We start from the raw sequence: 18223 nt of genomic DNA, 5'->3' as shown, positions 1-18223 counted from the left end.
TCAGGTTGTGCCTGCACGCGCGGGTGGGCGTGGGCGGTCTGGTCTGTCCTCATGCCGTTCGCCGCAACGGCAGTCAGACCCGCGGGACATCACCCAGCGTGACGGTCGCCGTGGTTCTCGTCCCGTGGTCCACGAGGTCAGGATGAGCTAGAGATCCATGACTGTCAATTAATGAAGTGACGTCCGACGTTCTGCCCGGTTGACGACGGCCGCCATCGACTGCCCCGCTGCGGCATCGCTGCCGGTCTGGCTGCCGGACCTGGCAATCGGCCCCGGTCGAGGATTGCGGACCAGCATCCAAACATCTATCTTCATACGTGTGATGTTTCGTCGATGTCAAGGGAATGTTCGCGATAGAAGAACGTAAGCATCCATCGGTACCTACGAAAGTTCGATGGCTGCCGCCACGAAGTCGCCGTAGCGTTTGATCGAATCTTGTTGATGACTACTGTCTGTGAGGGCTTTCGGAATGTCAGACCCACGGCCGGTGCCGTTACTCAACCTCCGGGGCATCGGCAAGTCCTTCCTTGGCGTACGGGTTCTCGACGATGTCGACCTGGACGTCGCGCCGGGCGAGGTGCACGCCGTGGTCGGCGAGAACGGCGCCGGTAAGTCGACCCTCATGAAGATCGTCTCGGGTGGGTACGCCCCGGACGAGGGCACTGTCGAGTTCGCCGGCGAGCAGCGCACGTTCCGTGGACCGCGCGACGCGCAGCGGGCCGGCGTCGGGATCATCCACCAGGAGTTCAACCTTCTCCCGGAGCGCACCGTCGCGGAGAACGTCTACCTGGGGCACGAGCCGGTCCGTCGCGGGCTGGTCGACCGTCGGGCGATGCTCGACCGCACCACCCAGCTCCTCACCTCGATCGGCGAGACCGCGCTGCCGGCGGACGCCCGGGTGGGCCAGCTCGGCGTCGCACAGCAGCAGGTCGTCGAGATCGCCAAGGCGCTCGCCCTGGACGCCCGCCTGCTCATCATGGACGAGCCGACCGCCTCGCTGGCCGACCACGAGGTGGAGCTGCTCTACGGGTTGGTGCGCCGACTCCAGGAACGAGGAATCGGCCTGCTCTACGTCTCGCACCGGCTCGCCGAGGTCTTCGACCTGTCCAGCCGGATCACCGTCCTCAAGGACGGTCGCCGCGTCACCACCGTGGACACCACGGCCACCAACGCCGACGAGCTGGTGCGCCACATGGTCGGCCGGGAGCTGTCCAGCTACTACCCCGACCGGGCCGCCCCCGAGGACCGCGGCCCGGTGCGGCTCAACCTCCGGGACGCCGGCAACCGCAAGCTGCACGACGTCAACCTCCAGTTGCGCGCCGGTGAGGTGCTCGGCATCGGCGGCCTCCAGGGCTCCGGGCGTTCGGCGCTGGCCCGCGCGATCTTCGGGGTGACCCCGTTCACGACCGGTGACGTCACCGTCGACGACCGACCGGTCCGGCTGCGCTCGCCCCGCACCGCGATGCGGGCCGGCATCGCGTACGTCACCGAGGACCGCAAGGGCGAGGGGATCGTGCCCCGGCAGTCGGTGCTCGACAACGCGCTGCTCGCCAGCCGCGCTGTCTTCGCGGCCCGGTCCGGCCGGGCGGCCCGCACGCAACGCCTGCGCGAGCTGCTCGCCGCCGTGGAGGTCCGCTCCGCCGGCGACGACCAGGAGATCCGCTTCCTGTCCGGCGGCAACCAGCAGAAGGTCGTACTGGCCCGCTGGCTCGCGCTCAACCCGCGGATCCTGCTCTTCGACGAACCGACCCGGGGGATCGACGTGGGCGCGAAGTCCGCCATCCACGACCTCGTCCGCAGCCTCGCCCGCGACGGCGCGGCCGTGCTGATGATCTCGTCCGACCTGCCGGAGCTGCTGGGAATGAGCGACCGCATCGTCGTCATGCGCGACGGGCGCGTCGCGGGCGAGCTGCCCGCCGGCGCGACCGAGGAGGACGTCGTCGCCCTGGCGGTCGGCACCGTACGGGAGGCCGCCGCATGAGCGCCCTGTCGCTCCTTCCGGCCCGCCGCCCCGTGCCGGGCGTCTTCGTGGCCCTGTTCCTCACCCTGGCGATCGGCTGGCTGGTCGTCCTCGTCGACGGCGGTCAGCTCTTCAACCAGTCCACGACGGTGAGTCTGCTGCACGTCGCGGCCGGGCTCGGGCTCGTCGCCGTCGGTCAGACCCTGGTCATCCTGGGCGGCTCGCTCGACCTGTCGGTGGCGTACGTGATCAGCCTCAGCACACTCGTCGCCGCCGAGACGATGAACGGCAGCGACGGCGCGCTGGTGCCGGCGATCGGCCTGGCGCTCGCCGTGAGCGCGGGCATCGGGCTGCTCAACGGGTTGCTCGTCACCAAGTTCCGGGTCAACGCGTTCATCGCGACGCTCGGCGTCGGGCTGCTGCTCAAGGGCTACCTCGACAACGGGTACGACGGCCCGGCCGGCACCACCTCGCCCTCGCTCGTGCAGTCCCTGGGCTACCAGCGCGTCGGTCCGGTGCCGGTGTCGTTCCTGCTGCTGCTCTCCGTGACCGCCGCAGCCTGGTTCGCGCTCTCGCGGACCCGGTTCGGGCACCACCTGGTCGCCGTGGGCGGCGACCCGGAGGTGGCCCGGCTCTCCGGTGTCCGCAACGACCGGATCCTCGTCACCGCCCACATGCTCTGCTCGATGTGCGCGGGGCTGGCCGGCATCTACCTCGCCAGTCGGCTCGGCTCGGGTGCGCCCCGGGTCGGCACCGAGGGCCTCTACGACCTGGAGTCGATCGCCGCCGTGGTGATCGGCGGGACCGCCCTCGCCGGTGGTCGCGGCGGCGTCATCGGCACCCTCGGTGGGGTGCTGCTGCTCGCCAGCATCGACTCCATCTTCAACCAGCTCGAGGTCGACGCCTTCTTCAAGCAGGTGATCCGGGGCGTCATCATCATCGCCGCGGTCGCCGTCTACGCCCGCAGGGCCCTGCGAAAGGCGTCCTAGCCATGCAGACCGTCCAGTCCCGTTCGCTGCCGCTGCGGCTCCCCCGGGTGCGCCCCGGTGGTGTCCTGCCGATCCTCGTGATCCTCGGGGTGCTGTTGGTGCTCGTCGGCATTCGACAGCCCGACTTCCTGGCGCCCCCCTCGCTGATGTCCTTCCTCGGCCGCTCGGCGCCGATCATCCTGCTCGCCGCCGGCCAGTACTTCGTGATCGTCTCCGGCGAGTTCGACCTGTCCGTCGGCTCACTGGTCACCGCGCAGGTGGTGGTCGCCGCCCGACTGATCGACGGCGACCCCGGCCGTACCTGGCCGGTGGTGCTGCTCCTGCTCGCCTTCGGGGCGTTCGTCGGCCTGGTCAACGGCCTCGTCACGACGCGGCTGCGGGTGCCGTCGTTCATCACGACCCTCGGCATGTTCCTGATCCTCTTCGGGGCGGTCTACCTGTGGTCCGACGGCGCCCCGAAGGGTGCGCTCTCCGAGGAGTTCCGTCGGTTCGGCCGGCGGGCCTTCGAGGACGTGCCACTGCTCGGCCGCGTGCCGTACGCGCTGCTGGTGCTTCTGGTCCTGGCGGTGGTGGCCGTGCTGCTGATGCGGTCCGACTTCGGGCGCACACTGGTCGCCGTCGGCGACAACCCGCGCACCGCCGAGTTGAGCGGCGTACGCGTCTGGCGTACCCGAACCCTCGCCTTCATCCTCAGCGGCCTCGCGGCGGCGGTGGCGGCGATCCTGCTCGGCGGCTACAGCGGGGTGTCGTTCCAGGCCGGGTCCGGCCTGGAGTTCGGCGCCATCACCGCCGTCGTCCTCGGTGGGGTCGCGTTGGGCGGGGGCCGCGGCGCTGTCGTCGGCGCGATGCTCGGCGCGCTGACCCTCGAACTGCTGTTCGCCCTGATGAATTTCTACGGCGTCTCCGGCGCCCTCAGGTCGGCCGTCCAGGGCGGGATCATCCTGCTCGCCGTGGCGGTCTCCGCAACGCGTTCTTCGTCGAGATAAAAGAGGAGCCATAGTGCGACGTTCCCTAGCGGCGCTGGCCGCTGTCACCCTGCTGTCCCTCACCGCGTGCGCCACCGACGAACCGGCCGCGAGCCCCTCGGGGAGTGCCCCGGCCGCGGGATCGGGCACCGGTGAGCAGTCGAAGTTCTTCGTGCAGGCCGACTACGACGCCGAGCTGGCACTGCTGACCGCCACTGCCACCGGGCCGGCCGACAAGCCGTGGGAGCAGGCGCTCAACCCGAAGATGGTGGACACCGCCAAGTTCAAGAAGAACGGGCCGCACAAGATCTGCTTCTCCAACGCGGCCCTGAACAACCCGTGGCGGCAGGTCGGGTTCAAGACCATGCAGGCCGAGGTCGAGGCGCAGAAGAGCCGCATCAAGGAGTTCGTGCACGTCGACGCCGAGGGCAAGGACCAGAAGCAGATCGCGGACATCAACGACCTGCTCGGCAAGGGCTGCGACGCGCTCATCGTCTCGCCGAACACCACCGCGACGCTCACCCCGGCTGTCGAGGCGGCCTGCAAGGCGGGCCTGCCGGTGGTCGTCTTCGACCGCGGCGTCAACACGAAGTGCCCGGTGACCTTCATCAACCCCATCGGCGGGTACGGGTTCGGCCACGTCGGCGCGGAGTTCGTCAGCCAGAAGATGAAGCCCGGCGGCAAGGTCCTCGCCCTGCGGATCCTGCCCGGCGTGGACGTTCTGGAGACCCGTTGGTCGGCGGCGAAGGTGGCGTTCGACAAGGCGAAGGTCGACGTCGTGGGTGTCGAGTTCACCGACGGCGACCCGGCCAAGACCAAGAAGATCGTCGACGACTACATCCAGCGGTACGGCACGATCGACGGTGTCTGGATGGACGCCGGAGCAACGGCCGTCGCGGCGGTCGAGGCCTTCCAGGACGCGGGCAAGCCGGTCCCGCCGATGAACGGCGAGGACCAGCTCGACTTCCTGAAGATCTGGAAGGACAAGCAGCTCACCGCGATCGCACCGACCTACCCGACCTACCAGTGGCGTACCCCGATCATCGCCGCCCTGCGGATCCTCGACGGCGAGCAGGTCTCCAACCCGTGGAAGCTGCCGCAGCCGACCGTCACCCAGGACAACCTGGACCAGTACCTCGACGCGAACATGCCGCCCCTGCACTACGCGATGTGCGGCTGCACCGACCTGCCCGGCTACCCGCAGCGCTGGAAGTAGGTTCCGATGTACGCCATCGGCGTCAACCCGTGGGTGTGGGCCTCGCCGGTCGACGACAAGGCCCTGGCCAGCCTGATCCCACGGATCGCGTCGTTCGGCTTCGACGCGGTCGAGTTGCCGATCGAGCAACCCGGTGACTGGGATCCGGTCCGTACCCGGGATCTGCTGGCCGAGCACGGCCTCGTCGCCGCCGGCGTCTGCGCGGTCACCCCGCCGGGGCGGGACCTGGTGGACGCCCCGCCGGCGGTCGTCGAGTCGACGGTGGCGTACCTCAAGGAGTGCGTCGCGAACGCGGCGGCCGTCGGCGCGGGATGCGTCGGCGGCCCCGTGTACGCCTCGGTCGGTCGGACCTGGCGGATGTCGCCGACGGCTCGCGCCGCCTGCTACGCGGACTTCCGGCGTGCCCTGGCGCCGGTCGCGGAGCAGGCGGGCGAGTGCGGGGTGAGCATCGGTGTCGAGGCGTTGAACCGCTACGAGACGAGCGTCGTCAACACGATCGAGCAGACGGTCGAGCTGATCGACGGCCTTCCGTCGAGTGTCGGCATCATGATCGACACATACCACATGAACATCGAGGAGGCCGACCCCTACGCGGCCCTCGCCGTCGCCGGGCGGCACATCAAGCACGTCCAGGTCAGCGGCTCCAACCGGGGCGCTCCCGGTGCCGACCACTTCGACTGGCCTCGGTTCTTCACCGTCCTGCGGGACACCGGTTACCAGGGCGCTATCTGCATCGAGTCGTTCACGGCGGAGAACGAGACCATCGCCACCGCCGCGGCGATCTGGCGTCCGCTGGCCCCCTCGCAGGATCGCCTCGCCACTGACGGCCTGCGCTATCTCCGGGAGATCCTCGGGTAGCCGCCCCGCCCCGCCCGCCACGCCTCCGCCCGCCCGCCGAGGCGTCCCGTCCCCCTGCCCTCCGCACGTCAGGAGTACCGTCCCGTGTCCCCTTCCCCTCAGCTGCGCCGGCTGCTGGCCGGCGCCTCCGCGACGGCGGTGACCGCAGTGGTCGCCGTGACCGTCGCGGCCACCCCGGCGGCCGCGGCCACCACCACCCTCTACGCGTCCCCGACCGGCACCGGCACCACGTGCTCGGCCAGCCAACCGTGTTCGCTGACCGCCGCCCAGGCCGCGGTGCGGACGCAGAACACCTCCATGTCCGGTGACATCGTCGTCGAGTTGGCCAACGGCACCTACCGGCTCACGTCGCCGATGCGACTGACCGCAGCCGACTCGGGCAACAACGGCTACCAGGTGATCTGGCGGGCCGCCGCCTCCGCCCGGCCGACGATCACCGGTGCCCGGGCGGTCACCGGGTGGTCGCAGGTCGACTCCGGGAAGAACATCTGGCGGGCCAACGTCGGCGCCGGGCTCGACGCCCGTCAGCTCTACGTCAACGGTGCCGTCGCCACGCGGGCGCGTACCGCGGTGAACCGCGCCGACTTCACCTTCACCACGAGCGGCATGCGGTTCAGCAACAGCGCGCTCAACTACCTGAACAACCTCGGCAACCAGAACCGGGTCGAGGTGGAGAGCGTCGGCTCGTTCACCGACCGGTACTCGCCGGTGCAGAGCATCAGCGGGAACTTCCTGACCATGCAGCAGCCCGCGTGGAACAACAACACCTTCGGGTTCGACACCCTCTCCAGCCCGCACCGCGCGGGCCCCTTCTACCTGACCAACGCGTACGAGTTCCTGGACTCACCGGGGGAGTGGTACCTCAACCCGAGCAACGGCCAGCTCAACTACATCCCGCTCGCGGGGCAGAACATGAGCTCCGTCAGCGTGGAGCTGCCGCAGCTCCAGTCCCTCGTCAACGTCGGCGGCACCTACGACGCGCCCGCCCACCACATCTCGTTCAGCGGGATCACCTTCACCGGCACCAGCTGGCTCGGCCCGAGCAGCAGCAACGGCTTCGCGGACCAGCAGACCGGCGCGCACATCACCGGCACGTGGTCCCGTCCGTCCGACGCGTTGACCTCCTGCCAGGCCGGCTGCCCGCAGTTCGAGGCCACCCGGCCGAACTGGAACCAGATGCCCGCCGCCGTGCAGGTCTCGGCCGCGAACACCATCACCTTCAGCGACTCCCAGTTCGTCAACCTCGGGCAGACGGCCATCGGCATCGGCAACGACGCCAACGCCCACGCCAGCGGCGTCGGCCTGGGCGCCAGCAACATCACGGTCACCCGCTCCGAGATCGCCCGCAACTCCGCCGGGGGCATCGTGGTCGGTGGTGTACGCGCCGACGCCCACCACCCCAGCGACCAGCGGATGGTCAACCGCAACATCACCATCAGCAACAACCGGGTGCACGACCTCGGCCTGGAGTACCGGGGTGTGGTCTCGATCCTGACCACCTACGTGAACACCGCGCTGGTCTCGCACAACGAGGTCTACAACATGCCGTACACCGGTCTGTCGGTCGGTTATGGCTGGGGCGCCAACGACGCCGGTGGCAGCCAGCACTACGCGAACCGGGGCCTCTACAACTACCAGCCGCGCTACACGACGGCGACCACGGCGGCCAACAACCAGGTCATTGGCAACTATGTGCACGACGTCATGCAGCAGATGACCGACGGTGGGTGCATCTACACGCTCTCGGCGAACCCGGGCGGCACCATCAACGAGAACTACTGCCTGCGCACCAACGGCTGGTTCGGGCTCTACTTCGACGAGGGCTCCCGCTACTACACCGCCCGCAACAACGTCTTCTCCAACACCGGTACCTGGGCCACCGCCAACTACTGGTACGCCGAGAACATGGGCAACTTCACCGTCACCAACAACTGGTCGACGAACAACAGCACGAACGTGACCAACGGTGATCGCGGCAACGTGGTCAACGGCAACGTCACTGTCTCCGGAGGCAACTGGCCGTCCGGAGCGCAGACGGTGATCAACACCGCCGGTGTGCAGAGCGGCGGCAGCACCAACCCGCAGAACGTGCAGATCGTGGGCGTCCAGTCGGGCCGCTGCGCCGAGATCGGCGGATCGAGCACGACCAACGGCACCCAGGCCCAGCTCTGGGACTGCATCAGCGGTGCCACCAACCAGCGGTGGACGCACACCGCCAGCCGGCAGCTCATGGTGTACGGCACCAAGTGCCTGGACGCTTCCGGTCAGGGCACCAGCAACGGCACCCAGGTGGTGATCTGGGACTGCAACGGTCAGGCGAACCAGCAGTGGAACGTCAACGCGAACGGCACGATCACGGGCGTGCAGTCGGGTCTCTGCCTGGACGCCAACGCCGCCGGAACGGCGAACGGCACGAAGTTGATCCTCTGGTCCTGCAACGGCGGGTCCAACCAGCAGTGGCAGCTCCGTAGCTGAGCTGACCGGGAGGTGTCCACGGTCCGGGCTGGGGCGACTGCCGCAGCCCGGACCTCGTGCGTTCACCGGTCGTCGGGTCGGCCGACCTCGACGCGGTGGGCGGCTCGACGCGCGGTGCCGTGTCCGGGGTGCCTCGCCGTCAGGTCGCGGCCAGCGTGCGCGCCGGGTCCAGCACCAGTCCGGCCGACGCGTCGAAACGTACCGGGATGGGGTCGGTGAGTTCCCCGACGAACGTCTCGTCGACGTGGTCGAGGAAACCGATGAGTGACCAGTCACCGGCGGGGCCGGGCACCAGCCGCGGCGCGTACAGGTGCGGGTGCGTGAACGGGCGGGCGGACGCGACGTCCCACGGGCCGCGGACGGTCTCGCCGGTCGCCACCCAGATCCGGTGGTCGTCGCGTCGGGCGCTGCTGGTGGCATCGGTGGAGAACAACAGCAGGGGCTGCCCGTCGACGACAGCTACCTGGGGCACCTCCAGGTGACCGAAGCCGGCCGGTGTCGACAGCGGCGGCTGCACGGTCCAGGTGAGGAGGTCGGTGGAGGTGGCGTGGCCGACGACGCCACGGGTGTTCGTCGGTCCCGTGTTGGCGCGCGCGGTGATGAGCATGTGCCAGCCCTCGCCGTCCGGGTCGGGGAACACCCACGGGTCACGCCAGGCCTGCTCGTACCACAGGTCCTTGTCGAGCAGCTCGTACCAGGTCGGGTCGGCCTGCACGACGGGCTCGGTGCCGTGCCGGTGCCAGGTGGTCAGGTCGGTGGAGACGGCGAGGCCGATGCGTTGCACGAGACCGTCCTCGGCGCGGCCGACCCCGGTGTAGAACAGGTACCAGCGCCCGTCCGGGCCGCGGACCGTGCAGCCGGTCCAGGTCGCCAGGTCGTCCCAGGCGGGAGTGTCGGCGGGGACCAGGGCGTCGGCGACCAGGTGCCACGAGTGCAGGTCCGACGAGACGGCGTGGCCGATCGTGGCGCGGCGGTGCCGGCGGTGCGGGTCGTGCAGGGCACGGGAGGCGCGGAGGAAGAACGCGTGCCAGAGGCCGTTGTCGTCCCGCGCGTACCAGCTGTCCCACACCCAGTGGTCGGGTAGACGAAGCATGGCGGGAAACGTAGCACTAAACCGTTTTAGCGTCGGCCCGGGCAGGGGTCGGTGCGGGTGGTCGGCCGGCCCGGAGGCCCGATGGTCCGGCGGGCCCGGGTCATTGCGCCGGAGGGGCGAGGGACTTCCGGCGCCGCAGGGGCATCGGCACGAGCGAGGGCTCGGTGTCGCCGCCGTCCAGGAGCAGCTCGACCGCTCGCCGCCCCATCTGCTCGTGCGGCAGCGCCGTGGTGGCCAGGCCGGGACGCAGCCAGGCGGCGATCGGATCGTCGTCGAACGAGATCACCGAGATGTCCTCCGGGACCGTCAACCCCGCCTCGCCGAGTGCCTGGTAGGCGCCGAAGGCCAGGCGGTCGTTCATGCAGATCACCGCGCTGGGCCGCGTGGACCGGTTCAGCAGACCGCGCATGGCGGCGTACCCGTGCTCGGGCAACCACTCGGTGCAGAAGCACTCGGCCAGGAGGGAGACGTCGGCGTCGGCCAGCGCCTGCCGGATGCCGTGCAGACGCGCCCGCGCGGCGAGCGAGACCTCCGGGTCCTCCTCCTTGAGCCGGTTGCGGCCGATGAGCGCGATGGCGTCGTGGTGGCCGAGTTCGAGCAGCGTGGTGGCGGCGGTGCGGCCGGCCCGGTCGTCGTCCGGGAGCACGCTGGGCAGGCCGTCGGAGCTGGTGGCGTTGAGCAGCACCACCGGACCGCCGAGGATGGCCGGAGGCACCGTCAGCCGTCGGGTGGCCATCGCCGCGTAGATCACCCCGTCGACCTGCCGGTCCAGCATCGCCTCGATGGCGTACTGCTCGAACGTGGCGTCGCCCTGCGTCTCGGTGATGAGCAGCACGTGGTCCCGCTCGCGGGCCGCGTCGAGGGCGCCCCGGATGAGGTCGCCGGCGAACCGCGTGGTGGCGACGATGTCGGAGACGAAAGCGATGGTGGCGGTCTTGCGGGTACGCAGGCTGCGCGCGGCGAGGTTGGGCCGGTAGCCGAGTTCCTCGGCGGCGGCGAACACGCGCTGGTGCGCCTCGGCCGAGAGTCGGGTGCCCTCCCGACCGTTGAGCACCATCGACGCGGCGGTTTTGGACAGCCCGGCTCTCCGCGCGACGTCGGCGAGTGTTGCTCTGTTGCTGCCCATCAGTCCTCCGAATCAGGCGCGGTGCCCTAGGCGCTGCTCCTGCCCATCATGATGCGTCGCCGCCCGAGATCTCGCGTCGGTCACGCCCGGAGTGGTGTGAACCCGACGTTTCCGCCCTGTTGCCAGGTTGTCCTTGACAGCTTCCCGTGCCACGCGCATGCTCTGCTAAATCAGTTTAGCGACCACTTCTGGTGCATCCAGAGGCGCCTTCGATGGCCGTGCCGGGGCCACGTGGTGACAGGTGCGGTGTCGTGCTCGGTCCACGGGTCGCGACGCGCACGTCGTCGCCGTCAGTCCGGCGCGGTGGTTCCGGTGGAGCTGTCGCGCGGTCGTGAGGCCGTGTGGCGGATGAATAGTCGAGGAGTCATGAAATGGCAGAATTGCTGACAAATCTTGCGCGACGGAGAACCGTGCTCCTCGCGTCGCTGCTGTCGGTCGGGATGGCCGCGACGGCGTGCAGCGCGCCCGGGGAGGACCGGTCGTCGGCCCCGAAGTCCGACGCCGCCGTGAAGACCGACCTCGGGACCGCGCCGATCACCCTGGAGATGTACGCGGAGACCGGCTTCCCCCTGGCCAAGGCACTGGCCGACGAGTTCTCCAAGCAGCACTCCAACGTCACGTTCAACATCCGCGAGGACCAGTTCACGGTGATCGTGGAGAACGCGCCACGGGTGATGGCCTCGGACAACTCACCCGACATCATCCGGCTCCCCACAATGGTCGACCTGGTGAAGGACGACCTGCTCAAGAACCTGGACCCGTACTTCACCGCATACGGGTGGGACAAGTTCCCCGCCTCGCAGCTCATGCAGTTGCGCGTCGGCGAGAACACCCGGGGCACCGGATCCCTGTACGGCATGGGGCTCGGCTACAGCGTCACCGGCGTCTTCTACAACAAGAAGCTGGCCGCCCAGGTCGGCATGACCCAGCCGCCGGCCACCGTCGCCGACTTCGAGCAGCTGTTGGCGAAGGCGAAGACCGCCGGGGTCCAGCCGATCATGCAATTCAACAAGAACACGGCGGGCATCAACTTCCCGCACCAGGCGTTGCAGAACCAGTTCGGCGACCCGACCCAGGTCGCCGACTGGATCTTCCAGAAGCCCGGGGCCACGTTCGACACTCCGGCCGCGCTGAAGGCAACCCAGACCATCCAGAAGTGGGCGCAGGCCGGTTACTTCCCCAAGGACGCCAACGCCATCGACTACGCGGGGATGGTGGGAGAGTTCCAGAAGGGCAACGGCCTGTTCATGTTCAACGGCGACTGGGAGTCGGCCAACCTGGACAAGGGGATGCCCGGCAACGTGGGCTTCTTCCTGTTCCCGACGGAGGCCCCCGGCGGCAAGCACGTCGCGATGTCCGCCCCGAACACCTTCGGCGTCTCCGCCAAGGCCAAGAACGCCGACGCCGCCGCCTTCTTCCTGAACTGGGTCCACACCAACGACAAGGCGCGCGAGATCGCGGTGACCGTCGGAGGCTCCAGCCCCGGCGGCCCGAGTGACCTCCCGGTGCCGGCCGCCGCCCCGAACACCGTCCTGGCCGAGACCCTGAAGGCGTCGCAGCAGCTCGGCGCGGAGAACGGCGCTGTGGACTTCACCGCGAACGCCACCGGTGGCATCTTCGCCGCCGCGATCACCCCGGAAATGCAGAAGCTGATCGCCGGACAGCAGACTCCCGAGGGGTACGTGAAGGCCGTCCAGGCCGAGTACGCGAAGGAACTGTCCCGATGACGTCTGCCCTCGGCAGCGCACCAACCGGACGGGACGATCGTCGCGTCCGTCCGACCCCCACGCGGGCCCACCGACTCCGGTGGGCCCGCGCGGCCGGGACCGGCTGGTTGTACGTCCTGCCCGCCCTGGTGATGTACGCGGTGTTCGTCCTCCGCCCGCTCGTCCTGACGTTCCAGTACTCGCTCTACGACTGGAACGGGATCGGGGTGGCCCGCTGGGCGGGTCTGGACAACTACGTCACCGTGTTCACCGACAGCGACCTGCTCAAAATCATCGGCAACGCCGTCGTCCTGATCGTCTTCTTCAGCTTCATCCCCGTCGCGCTCGGTCTGTTGGTGGCGAGCATGGTCCGCCGGATCACCACCGGCGCGTTCGGGACCGTCGTGCGGACCATCCTCTTCCTGCCGCAGGTCATTCCCCTGGTGGCGGCCGGCATCGCGTGGAGCTGGCTGCTCTCGTCGAACGGTCTGGTCAACCAGGCGCTGCGCGCGGTCGGCCTCGGTGGCGTCGCCCGCGCATGGCTCGGCGACTTCGACACGGCCCTGCCCGCCGTGGGCGTGATCGGGGCCTGGGTCCTGCTCGGCCTCTGCACGATCCTGCTGGTCACCGGCATGAGCAAGATCGATCCCGCGCTCTACGAGGCCGCCCGTCTGGACGGCGCGGGCCCGGTCCGTGAGTTCCTCGCCGTGACCCTGCCCAGCCTGCGCCAGGAGATCGGCGTCTGCCTCACCGTGACGATCATCGCCGCCCTGGCCAGCTTCGACATCGTCTACATCTCCACCAGCGGCGGTCCCGGCCTCCAGACCACCGTTCCGGGTCTGGAGATCTACCGGCTGGCCTTCTCGCAGCGTCAGGTCGGGCTCGCCTCCGCGCTCGCCGTCGTCCTCATGCTGCTGGTGCTGGTCTGTGTGCTGCCGATCCAGCGACTGACCCGAGGGGAGAAGCCGTGAACCTGAGCCGCCGTGAACAGGTGACCGGCCGCGTCTTCCTGATCGCCCTGATCCTCGTCACCCTGTTGCCGTTCGTCAGCATGCTCTCGGCGGCGTTGCAACCACGCGGCACCGTGCCCACCGGTCTGGCCTGGCCGTCCGACCCGCAGTGGGGCAACTTCGCCGACGCCTTCACCGCCGCCAACATGGGCGCCCTGCTGCGCTCCAGCCTGCTCATCGTGGCCGGCGTCGTGCCGGTGTCCGTGCTCATCGCCACCATGGCCGGGTTCGGGCTCGGTCAGCTCCGGGTGCCCGGCGGTCGACTCGTCTTCGGCCTGCTCCTGCTCGGTCTGACGTTGCCGTTCGAGGCCGTGGTCACCCCGCTCTACTACCAGATGCAGGACTTCGGCCTGCTCAACACGCGCTGGGCCATCATCCTGCCGCTGATCGGCCTCTACATGCCGTTCGCGGTGTTCTGGATGCGGGCGCACTTCACCAACGTGCCGGTCGAGCTGTCCGAGGCGGCCCGGGTGGACGGCAGCAGCACGTGGCAGATGTTCTGGCGGGTCCAGGTGCCACTGGCCCGGCCGGCCATCGCCTCGCTGACGATCCTCATGTTCCTCTGGACCTGGAACCAGTTCCTCCTCGCCATCGTCCTGGTCGACGACGCCACCAAACGCACCATGGCGGGGGCGCTCGGCGCGTTCCAGGGTCAGTGGGGCACGGACCTCGTGCTGCTGTGCGCCGGATCGCTGCTGATCCTCACGCCCACCCTCATCGTGTTCCTGATCTTCCAGCGACAGTTCATCAAGGCCCTGATCCAGGGGTCAGTGAAGGGGTAGGCAGTGCTCACACAGCCGCAGATCCACGGCCATGCCGACAAGGGCTACGGCCGCGTCGCCGACGTGTTCCGCGACAACTTCGCCACCCAGGGAGAGGTCGGCGCCGCCGCCACCGTCTACGTCCGCGGCCGCAAGGTGGTCGACCTGTACGGCGGGGTGGCCGACACGCGAACCGGGCGCCCCTGGGACGCGCACACGCCGGTCGTCGTCTTCTCCTGCACCAAGGGGATCCTGGCGATCTGCGCCTACCTCCTGGTCCAGCAGGGCAGGCTCGACCTCGACGCTCCGGTGACGCGCTACTGGCCGGAGTTCGGGCAGCACGGCAAGGCGGACATCCCCGTGCGGTGGCTGCTCACCCACCAGGCCGGCCTACCCGCGTTGGACCAGCCCTTGGCCCTCGACGAGGTTCTGGCGTGGGATCCGGTCATCAAGGCGATCGAGGCGCAGACACCGTTGTGGCAGCCGGGCACCGCGCACGGCTACCACTCGATGACCTACGGCTGGCTGGTCGGCGAGGTGATCCACCGCATCACCGGCCAGCTGCCCGGCGCGTACTTCGCCGAGGTCGCCGCGGAGCCGCTCGGTCTGCGTACCTGGCTCGGGCTTCCCGCCGCCGAGAGCGACACCGTCGCCTGGGGTCTGGCGCCGCCTCCGGACGCCGACCCGTTCGTCGACCCGGTCGCCGAACGTGGCATCACCATGGGAGGCGCCTTCGCCTTCCCCGCCGACGACGACGGTCTGGTCAGCTTCAACAACCCGGCCATCCGGGCCGCAGGCGTTCCCGGCGCGGGCGCGGTGAGCACCGCGGATGGTCTCGCACGCCTCTACGCGGCCTGCGTGTCGGATATCCAGGACGGCCCGCTGCTGACCACCGCGTCGGTGGACGACGCGGTGGTCGTCCGTTCGCGGGGCCAGCAGCGGCACGGCCCGCCGGACACCGGGCAACGCTGGGGGAGCGGCTTCCTGCTGCATTCACCGCCGGCCCGGCCACTGCTGGGCGAGCGCAGCTTCGGCCACGACGGCGCGGGCGGCAACCTGGCCTTCGCCGACGCCCAGCACCAGGTCGGATTCGGGTACGTGGTCAACCAGATGCGGGGGATGGGCGACGAGCGCGCCAACCGACTGACCGCAGCCCTCCGCACCTGCCTGACCTGACCCCCGAACCCCCGCTCACGCCCCGGCCGCCCCGGCCGCCCCGCCCCGGCCGCCCTCGCCCCGGTGATCATGACGTTACCGACCCGACATGCCGGGATCGATGACGGCAACCTCGTGATCACCGGGGCAGGGAGCGTGGGGGTGGGGCGGCATCGTCTTTTGTGGACGGGTTGTGTGGTGTTACGGGGACACTTCGGGCGCGTTTCATCGATGGTCTTGACAGCCCTTGTTAGCGATAACACGATGGCTTTCACGCCGCTCTCGCGTTTGGAGCTCGTCTTGGCCGTGTCGGTTCGCTCACGTGTCCTGAACTCCTCCCGAAATGTCACTGTGAACTGCCTGGATGGCATTTTCCGCCGTGTCGCCGAGGCGGCAACCCGCGTCGTGTTCTCGGTGCGGCGACGCCGCCTCCGTCCACTGTGCGCGTTCGCATCAGCTCTCTTCCTCGGCGCGAGCCTGTTGGCCGTGCCCGCCGTCGCGCACGCCGCGGAGGGGTGGTCGCCCCGCTCGTCGTACACCTCGACCGACACCGGCGCCGGCACGTACTCCGTGCCGCTGCTCAACGCCGACGTCCCGGACATCAGCGTCGAGCGTGTGCCGGCCGCCGAGAACGACGAGGGGCGGGACATCTACTACATGATCAGCACGACGATGCACCTGAGCCCGGGCGCGCCGATCATGAAGTCGTACGACCTCGTCAACTGGGACATCGTCAACTACGTCTTCGACCGGGCGAGCGTCGGTGACTCCTTCTCGCTGCGCAACGGCCAGAACTCGTACGGCCAGGGCCAGTGGGCGTCGTCGCTGCGCTACCACGACGGCATGTTCTACGTCGCCTTCAACACCAACAACCTCAACGGTGCCTACCTCTACCGCACCGACGACATCGAGAACGGCTCGTGGCAGCGCACCTCCCTCGGTCGCGGCCTGCACGACCCGTCGCTCTTCTTCGACGTCGACGGCACCCCGTACATCTTCTACGGTTCCGGCGGCACCAGCGCCGTCCGTCTCAACGCCGGCCTGACGGCGATCGAGCAGGACTTCCCGAACATCTTCACGGCGGGCAACTACGCCGGGCAGCCGTTCATCGGTGGCCTGTTCGAGGGAGCGCAGTTCTACCACATCGACGGCTGGTACTACGCCGTCATCATCACCTGGCCGTCGGGGCAGGGCCGCCAGGTCGTCATGTTCCGCTCCAAGGACCTGCTCGGGCGTTACACGTCGGCCGGTGGTGTGAACACCTACGAAGCGCGCGGGGTGCTCAACTCGAACGGCTTCGCGCAGGGCAGCCTGGTGCCGATCAGCCGCGAGGGCGGCCGGACCGACTGGCACGGCATGTTCTTCCGCGACACCTTCCCGATCGGCCGGATCCCGGCGCTCATCCCCGCCACCTGGCAGGACGGGTGGCCGACCTTCGGCACCAGCGGGGTCGTGCCGGTCAACGGCCTGTTCGACAAGCCGATCCGACTCAGCCCGGCGGAGGAGGCGTTCGAGCGTCAGAAGAGCATCGTCGCCTCCGACGACTTCGCCAACGACGCACCGCGCAGGGCGTACCAGGACGAGCAGTGGACCGTCCCGGCGCCGCTCGACCCGGCGGAGATCGCGCCCAACGGGTCGCGGCTGGACCTGGCGTGGGAGTGGAACCACGCCCCGGACAACAGGTACTGGTCGCTCACCGACCGCGAGGGTTGGCTGCGGTTGACGACCGGCAGCGTGGTCACCGGTCAGTACGTCTACACGAAGCTGTCCAACCGCGCCGAGCTGGCCTGGTTCGAGGAGGCCCGCAACACGCTGTCGCAGCGGACGTTCGGGCCACGGCAGTCGGTGCAGACGCGGATGGACGTCTCCGGGATGCGTGACGGCGACGTGGCGGGCCTCGCGGCGTACAACCGGGGGTTCTCGTACGTGGCCGTCAAGCGTGTCGGCGGCGTCAACACCCTCGGCGTCGTCAACAGGTCGCAGCCCTTCGCGGTCGACCTCGACCAGTCGACGCTGGAGGCGTTCATCCCGGGCACGACAGTGGCGCTCGGTGACGCGACCGAGGTGCAGGTGAAGGCGGACCTCGATTTCGCCTCACCGGTCGGCCAGTTGTGGACGACGTTCTACTACAGCCTCGACGGCGTGCAGTGGACCCGGTTGGGCAACCGCGTCGGCCCGCAGACGCTGGACGGCAGCCTCGCGCACTTCATGGGTCACCGGGTCGGCCTGTTCGCCTACGCGACGCAGGAGACCGGTGGACGGGTCGACTTCGACGACTACCTGCTCAGTGACACGCTGACCGCGCAGGGCCGGCCGCTGGACACCACCGCTCTCGACGCGGCCATCGCCCACGCCCAGACGCTCGACGCACGCCACTACCCGGCCGTCGCCTGGGCGGCGACTCAATCCGCCCTCGCGGCGGCGAGGTCGGCGCGGGCCGGACAACTGGGCACCCAGAACGAGATCGACGCGCCGGAGCGGGCCCTCAGCTACCAACTGGCCCGCCTCGGAGTGCTCGCGGCGTTGCCGGTGACCGTCAGCGCTCAGGTGCGCTGCCTGGGCGGGAAGGCGTACGTCGCGGTGCAGGCACGCAACGACGACGACGAGTCGGTCGGGATCACCGTGCAGACGCCGTACGGAGACCGGGCGTTCGCCGCTGTTGCCCCGGGGTCGAACGTCTACCAGTCCTTCCACACGCGTACCGCGTCGGTGGGTGCCGGTTCGGCGACGGTGCGGGTCACCGGTGTCGTCGGCGGTCGGGACGTGACCACCGTGCGCACCGCGCAGCACCCCGCCGCCACCTGCGGCGGATAGGCCACCGCTCGCCGGCCACCGGTCGGCGGCGCGGATCAGTTCACGTTCGGTGCCGCCGGCCACGGTCGAGCCGGTGGCGGCGGCGACCCCCGACG

Annotated in this window: 13 protein-coding genes; 11 read left to right on the top strand and 2 right to left on the bottom strand. The window is 69.5% G+C overall.

The genetic code is table 11. The features are described from left to right. Positions 1 to 469 precede the first annotated feature (469 nt). The 6 genes from O3438_RS13235 (at position 470) to O3438_RS13210 (ending at position 8463) form a co-directional block, all read left to right on the top strand. Positions 470 to 1981, top strand: a complete 1512-nt coding sequence (locus O3438_RS13235; protein ID WP_269680256.1) for a sugar ABC transporter ATP-binding protein — start codon at positions 470 to 472, stop codon at positions 1979 to 1981. Next, positions 1978 to 2949 carry an ABC transporter permease gene (locus O3438_RS13230; RefSeq protein ID WP_269680255.1) on the top strand — a complete coding sequence of 324 codons (972 nt, stop codon included), beginning with the start codon at positions 1978 to 1980 and terminating at the stop codon, positions 2947 to 2949. Before O3438_RS13235 ends, O3438_RS13230 begins: the two co-directional genes overlap by 4 nt. A 2-nt stretch (positions 2950 to 2951) precedes the next feature. Next, positions 2952 to 3935: an ABC transporter permease gene (locus O3438_RS13225; protein WP_269680254.1), complete on the top strand. Its 984-nt coding sequence runs from the start codon at positions 2952 to 2954 to the stop codon at positions 3933 to 3935. A 13-nt stretch (positions 3936 to 3948) separates the two neighbouring features. Continuing rightward, positions 3949 to 5130 carry an ABC transporter substrate-binding protein gene (locus O3438_RS13220; RefSeq protein WP_269680253.1) on the top strand — a complete coding sequence of 394 codons (1182 nt, stop codon included), beginning with the start codon at positions 3949 to 3951 and terminating at the stop codon, positions 5128 to 5130. Between the two features lie 6 nt (positions 5131 to 5136). Further along, complete coding sequence (locus tag O3438_RS13215) at positions 5137 to 5988, top strand: sugar phosphate isomerase/epimerase family protein (RefSeq protein WP_269680252.1); 852 nt, start codon at positions 5137 to 5139, stop codon at positions 5986 to 5988. Between the two features lie 84 nt (positions 5989 to 6072). Further along, complete coding sequence (locus tag O3438_RS13210) at positions 6073 to 8463, top strand: RICIN domain-containing protein (protein ID WP_269680251.1); 2391 nt, start codon at positions 6073 to 6075, stop codon at positions 8461 to 8463. A gap of 139 nt (positions 8464 to 8602) precedes the next feature. Here O3438_RS13210 and O3438_RS13205 read toward each other — a convergent pair whose 3' ends face one another. Both O3438_RS13205 and O3438_RS13200 read right to left on the bottom strand, forming a co-directional pair. Continuing rightward, the gene (locus O3438_RS13205) at positions 8603 to 9601 is read right to left on the bottom strand and encodes a family 43 glycosylhydrolase (RefSeq protein ID WP_269683638.1); all 999 of its coding nucleotides are present in this window, start codon (positions 9599 to 9601) and stop codon (positions 8603 to 8605) included. 55 nt (positions 9602 to 9656) lie between these two features. After that, a complete protein-coding gene (locus tag O3438_RS13200; RefSeq protein ID WP_269680250.1) occupies positions 9657 to 10682 on the bottom strand; it encodes a LacI family DNA-binding transcriptional regulator in 1026 nt (341 codons plus the stop codon). Positions 10683 to 11092: 410 nt separating this feature from the next. On the opposite strand from O3438_RS13200, the gene O3438_RS13195 reads away from it, so the two are divergent. From O3438_RS13195 to O3438_RS13175, 5 genes are all read left to right on the top strand, one after another. Beyond that, the gene (locus tag O3438_RS13195; RefSeq protein WP_269680249.1) at positions 11093 to 12409 is read left to right on the top strand and encodes an ABC transporter substrate-binding protein; all 1317 of its coding nucleotides are present in this window, start codon (positions 11093 to 11095) and stop codon (positions 12407 to 12409) included. Beyond that, complete coding sequence (locus O3438_RS13190) at positions 12406 to 13359, top strand: carbohydrate ABC transporter permease (protein ID WP_269680248.1); 954 nt, start codon at positions 12406 to 12408, stop codon at positions 13357 to 13359. The genes O3438_RS13195 and O3438_RS13190 overlap by 4 nt, the downstream gene beginning before the upstream one ends. Beyond that, entirely contained in the window at positions 13356 to 14180 is an 825-nt protein-coding gene (locus tag O3438_RS13185; protein WP_145784610.1) for a carbohydrate ABC transporter permease, read from the top strand. Before O3438_RS13190 ends, O3438_RS13185 begins: the two co-directional genes overlap by 4 nt. A gap of 3 nt (positions 14181 to 14183) precedes the next feature. Then, positions 14184 to 15335 carry a serine hydrolase domain-containing protein gene (locus O3438_RS13180; RefSeq protein WP_269680247.1) on the top strand — a complete coding sequence of 384 codons (1152 nt, stop codon included), beginning with the start codon at positions 14184 to 14186 and terminating at the stop codon, positions 15333 to 15335. Between the two features lie 465 nt (positions 15336 to 15800). Further along, positions 15801 to 18128, top strand: a complete 2328-nt coding sequence (locus tag O3438_RS13175) for a glycoside hydrolase family 43 protein (RefSeq protein ID WP_269680246.1) — start codon at positions 15801 to 15803, stop codon at positions 18126 to 18128. Positions 18129 to 18223 lie beyond the last annotated feature (95 nt).

This window comes from Micromonospora sp. WMMC250 (genome assembly GCF_027460215.1).
Lineage (GTDB): Bacteria > Actinomycetota > Actinomycetes > Mycobacteriales > Micromonosporaceae > Micromonospora > Micromonospora taraxaci.
Note: the sequence above shows the minus strand (reverse complement) of the source record. Positions and strands in the feature narration are given on the sequence as shown.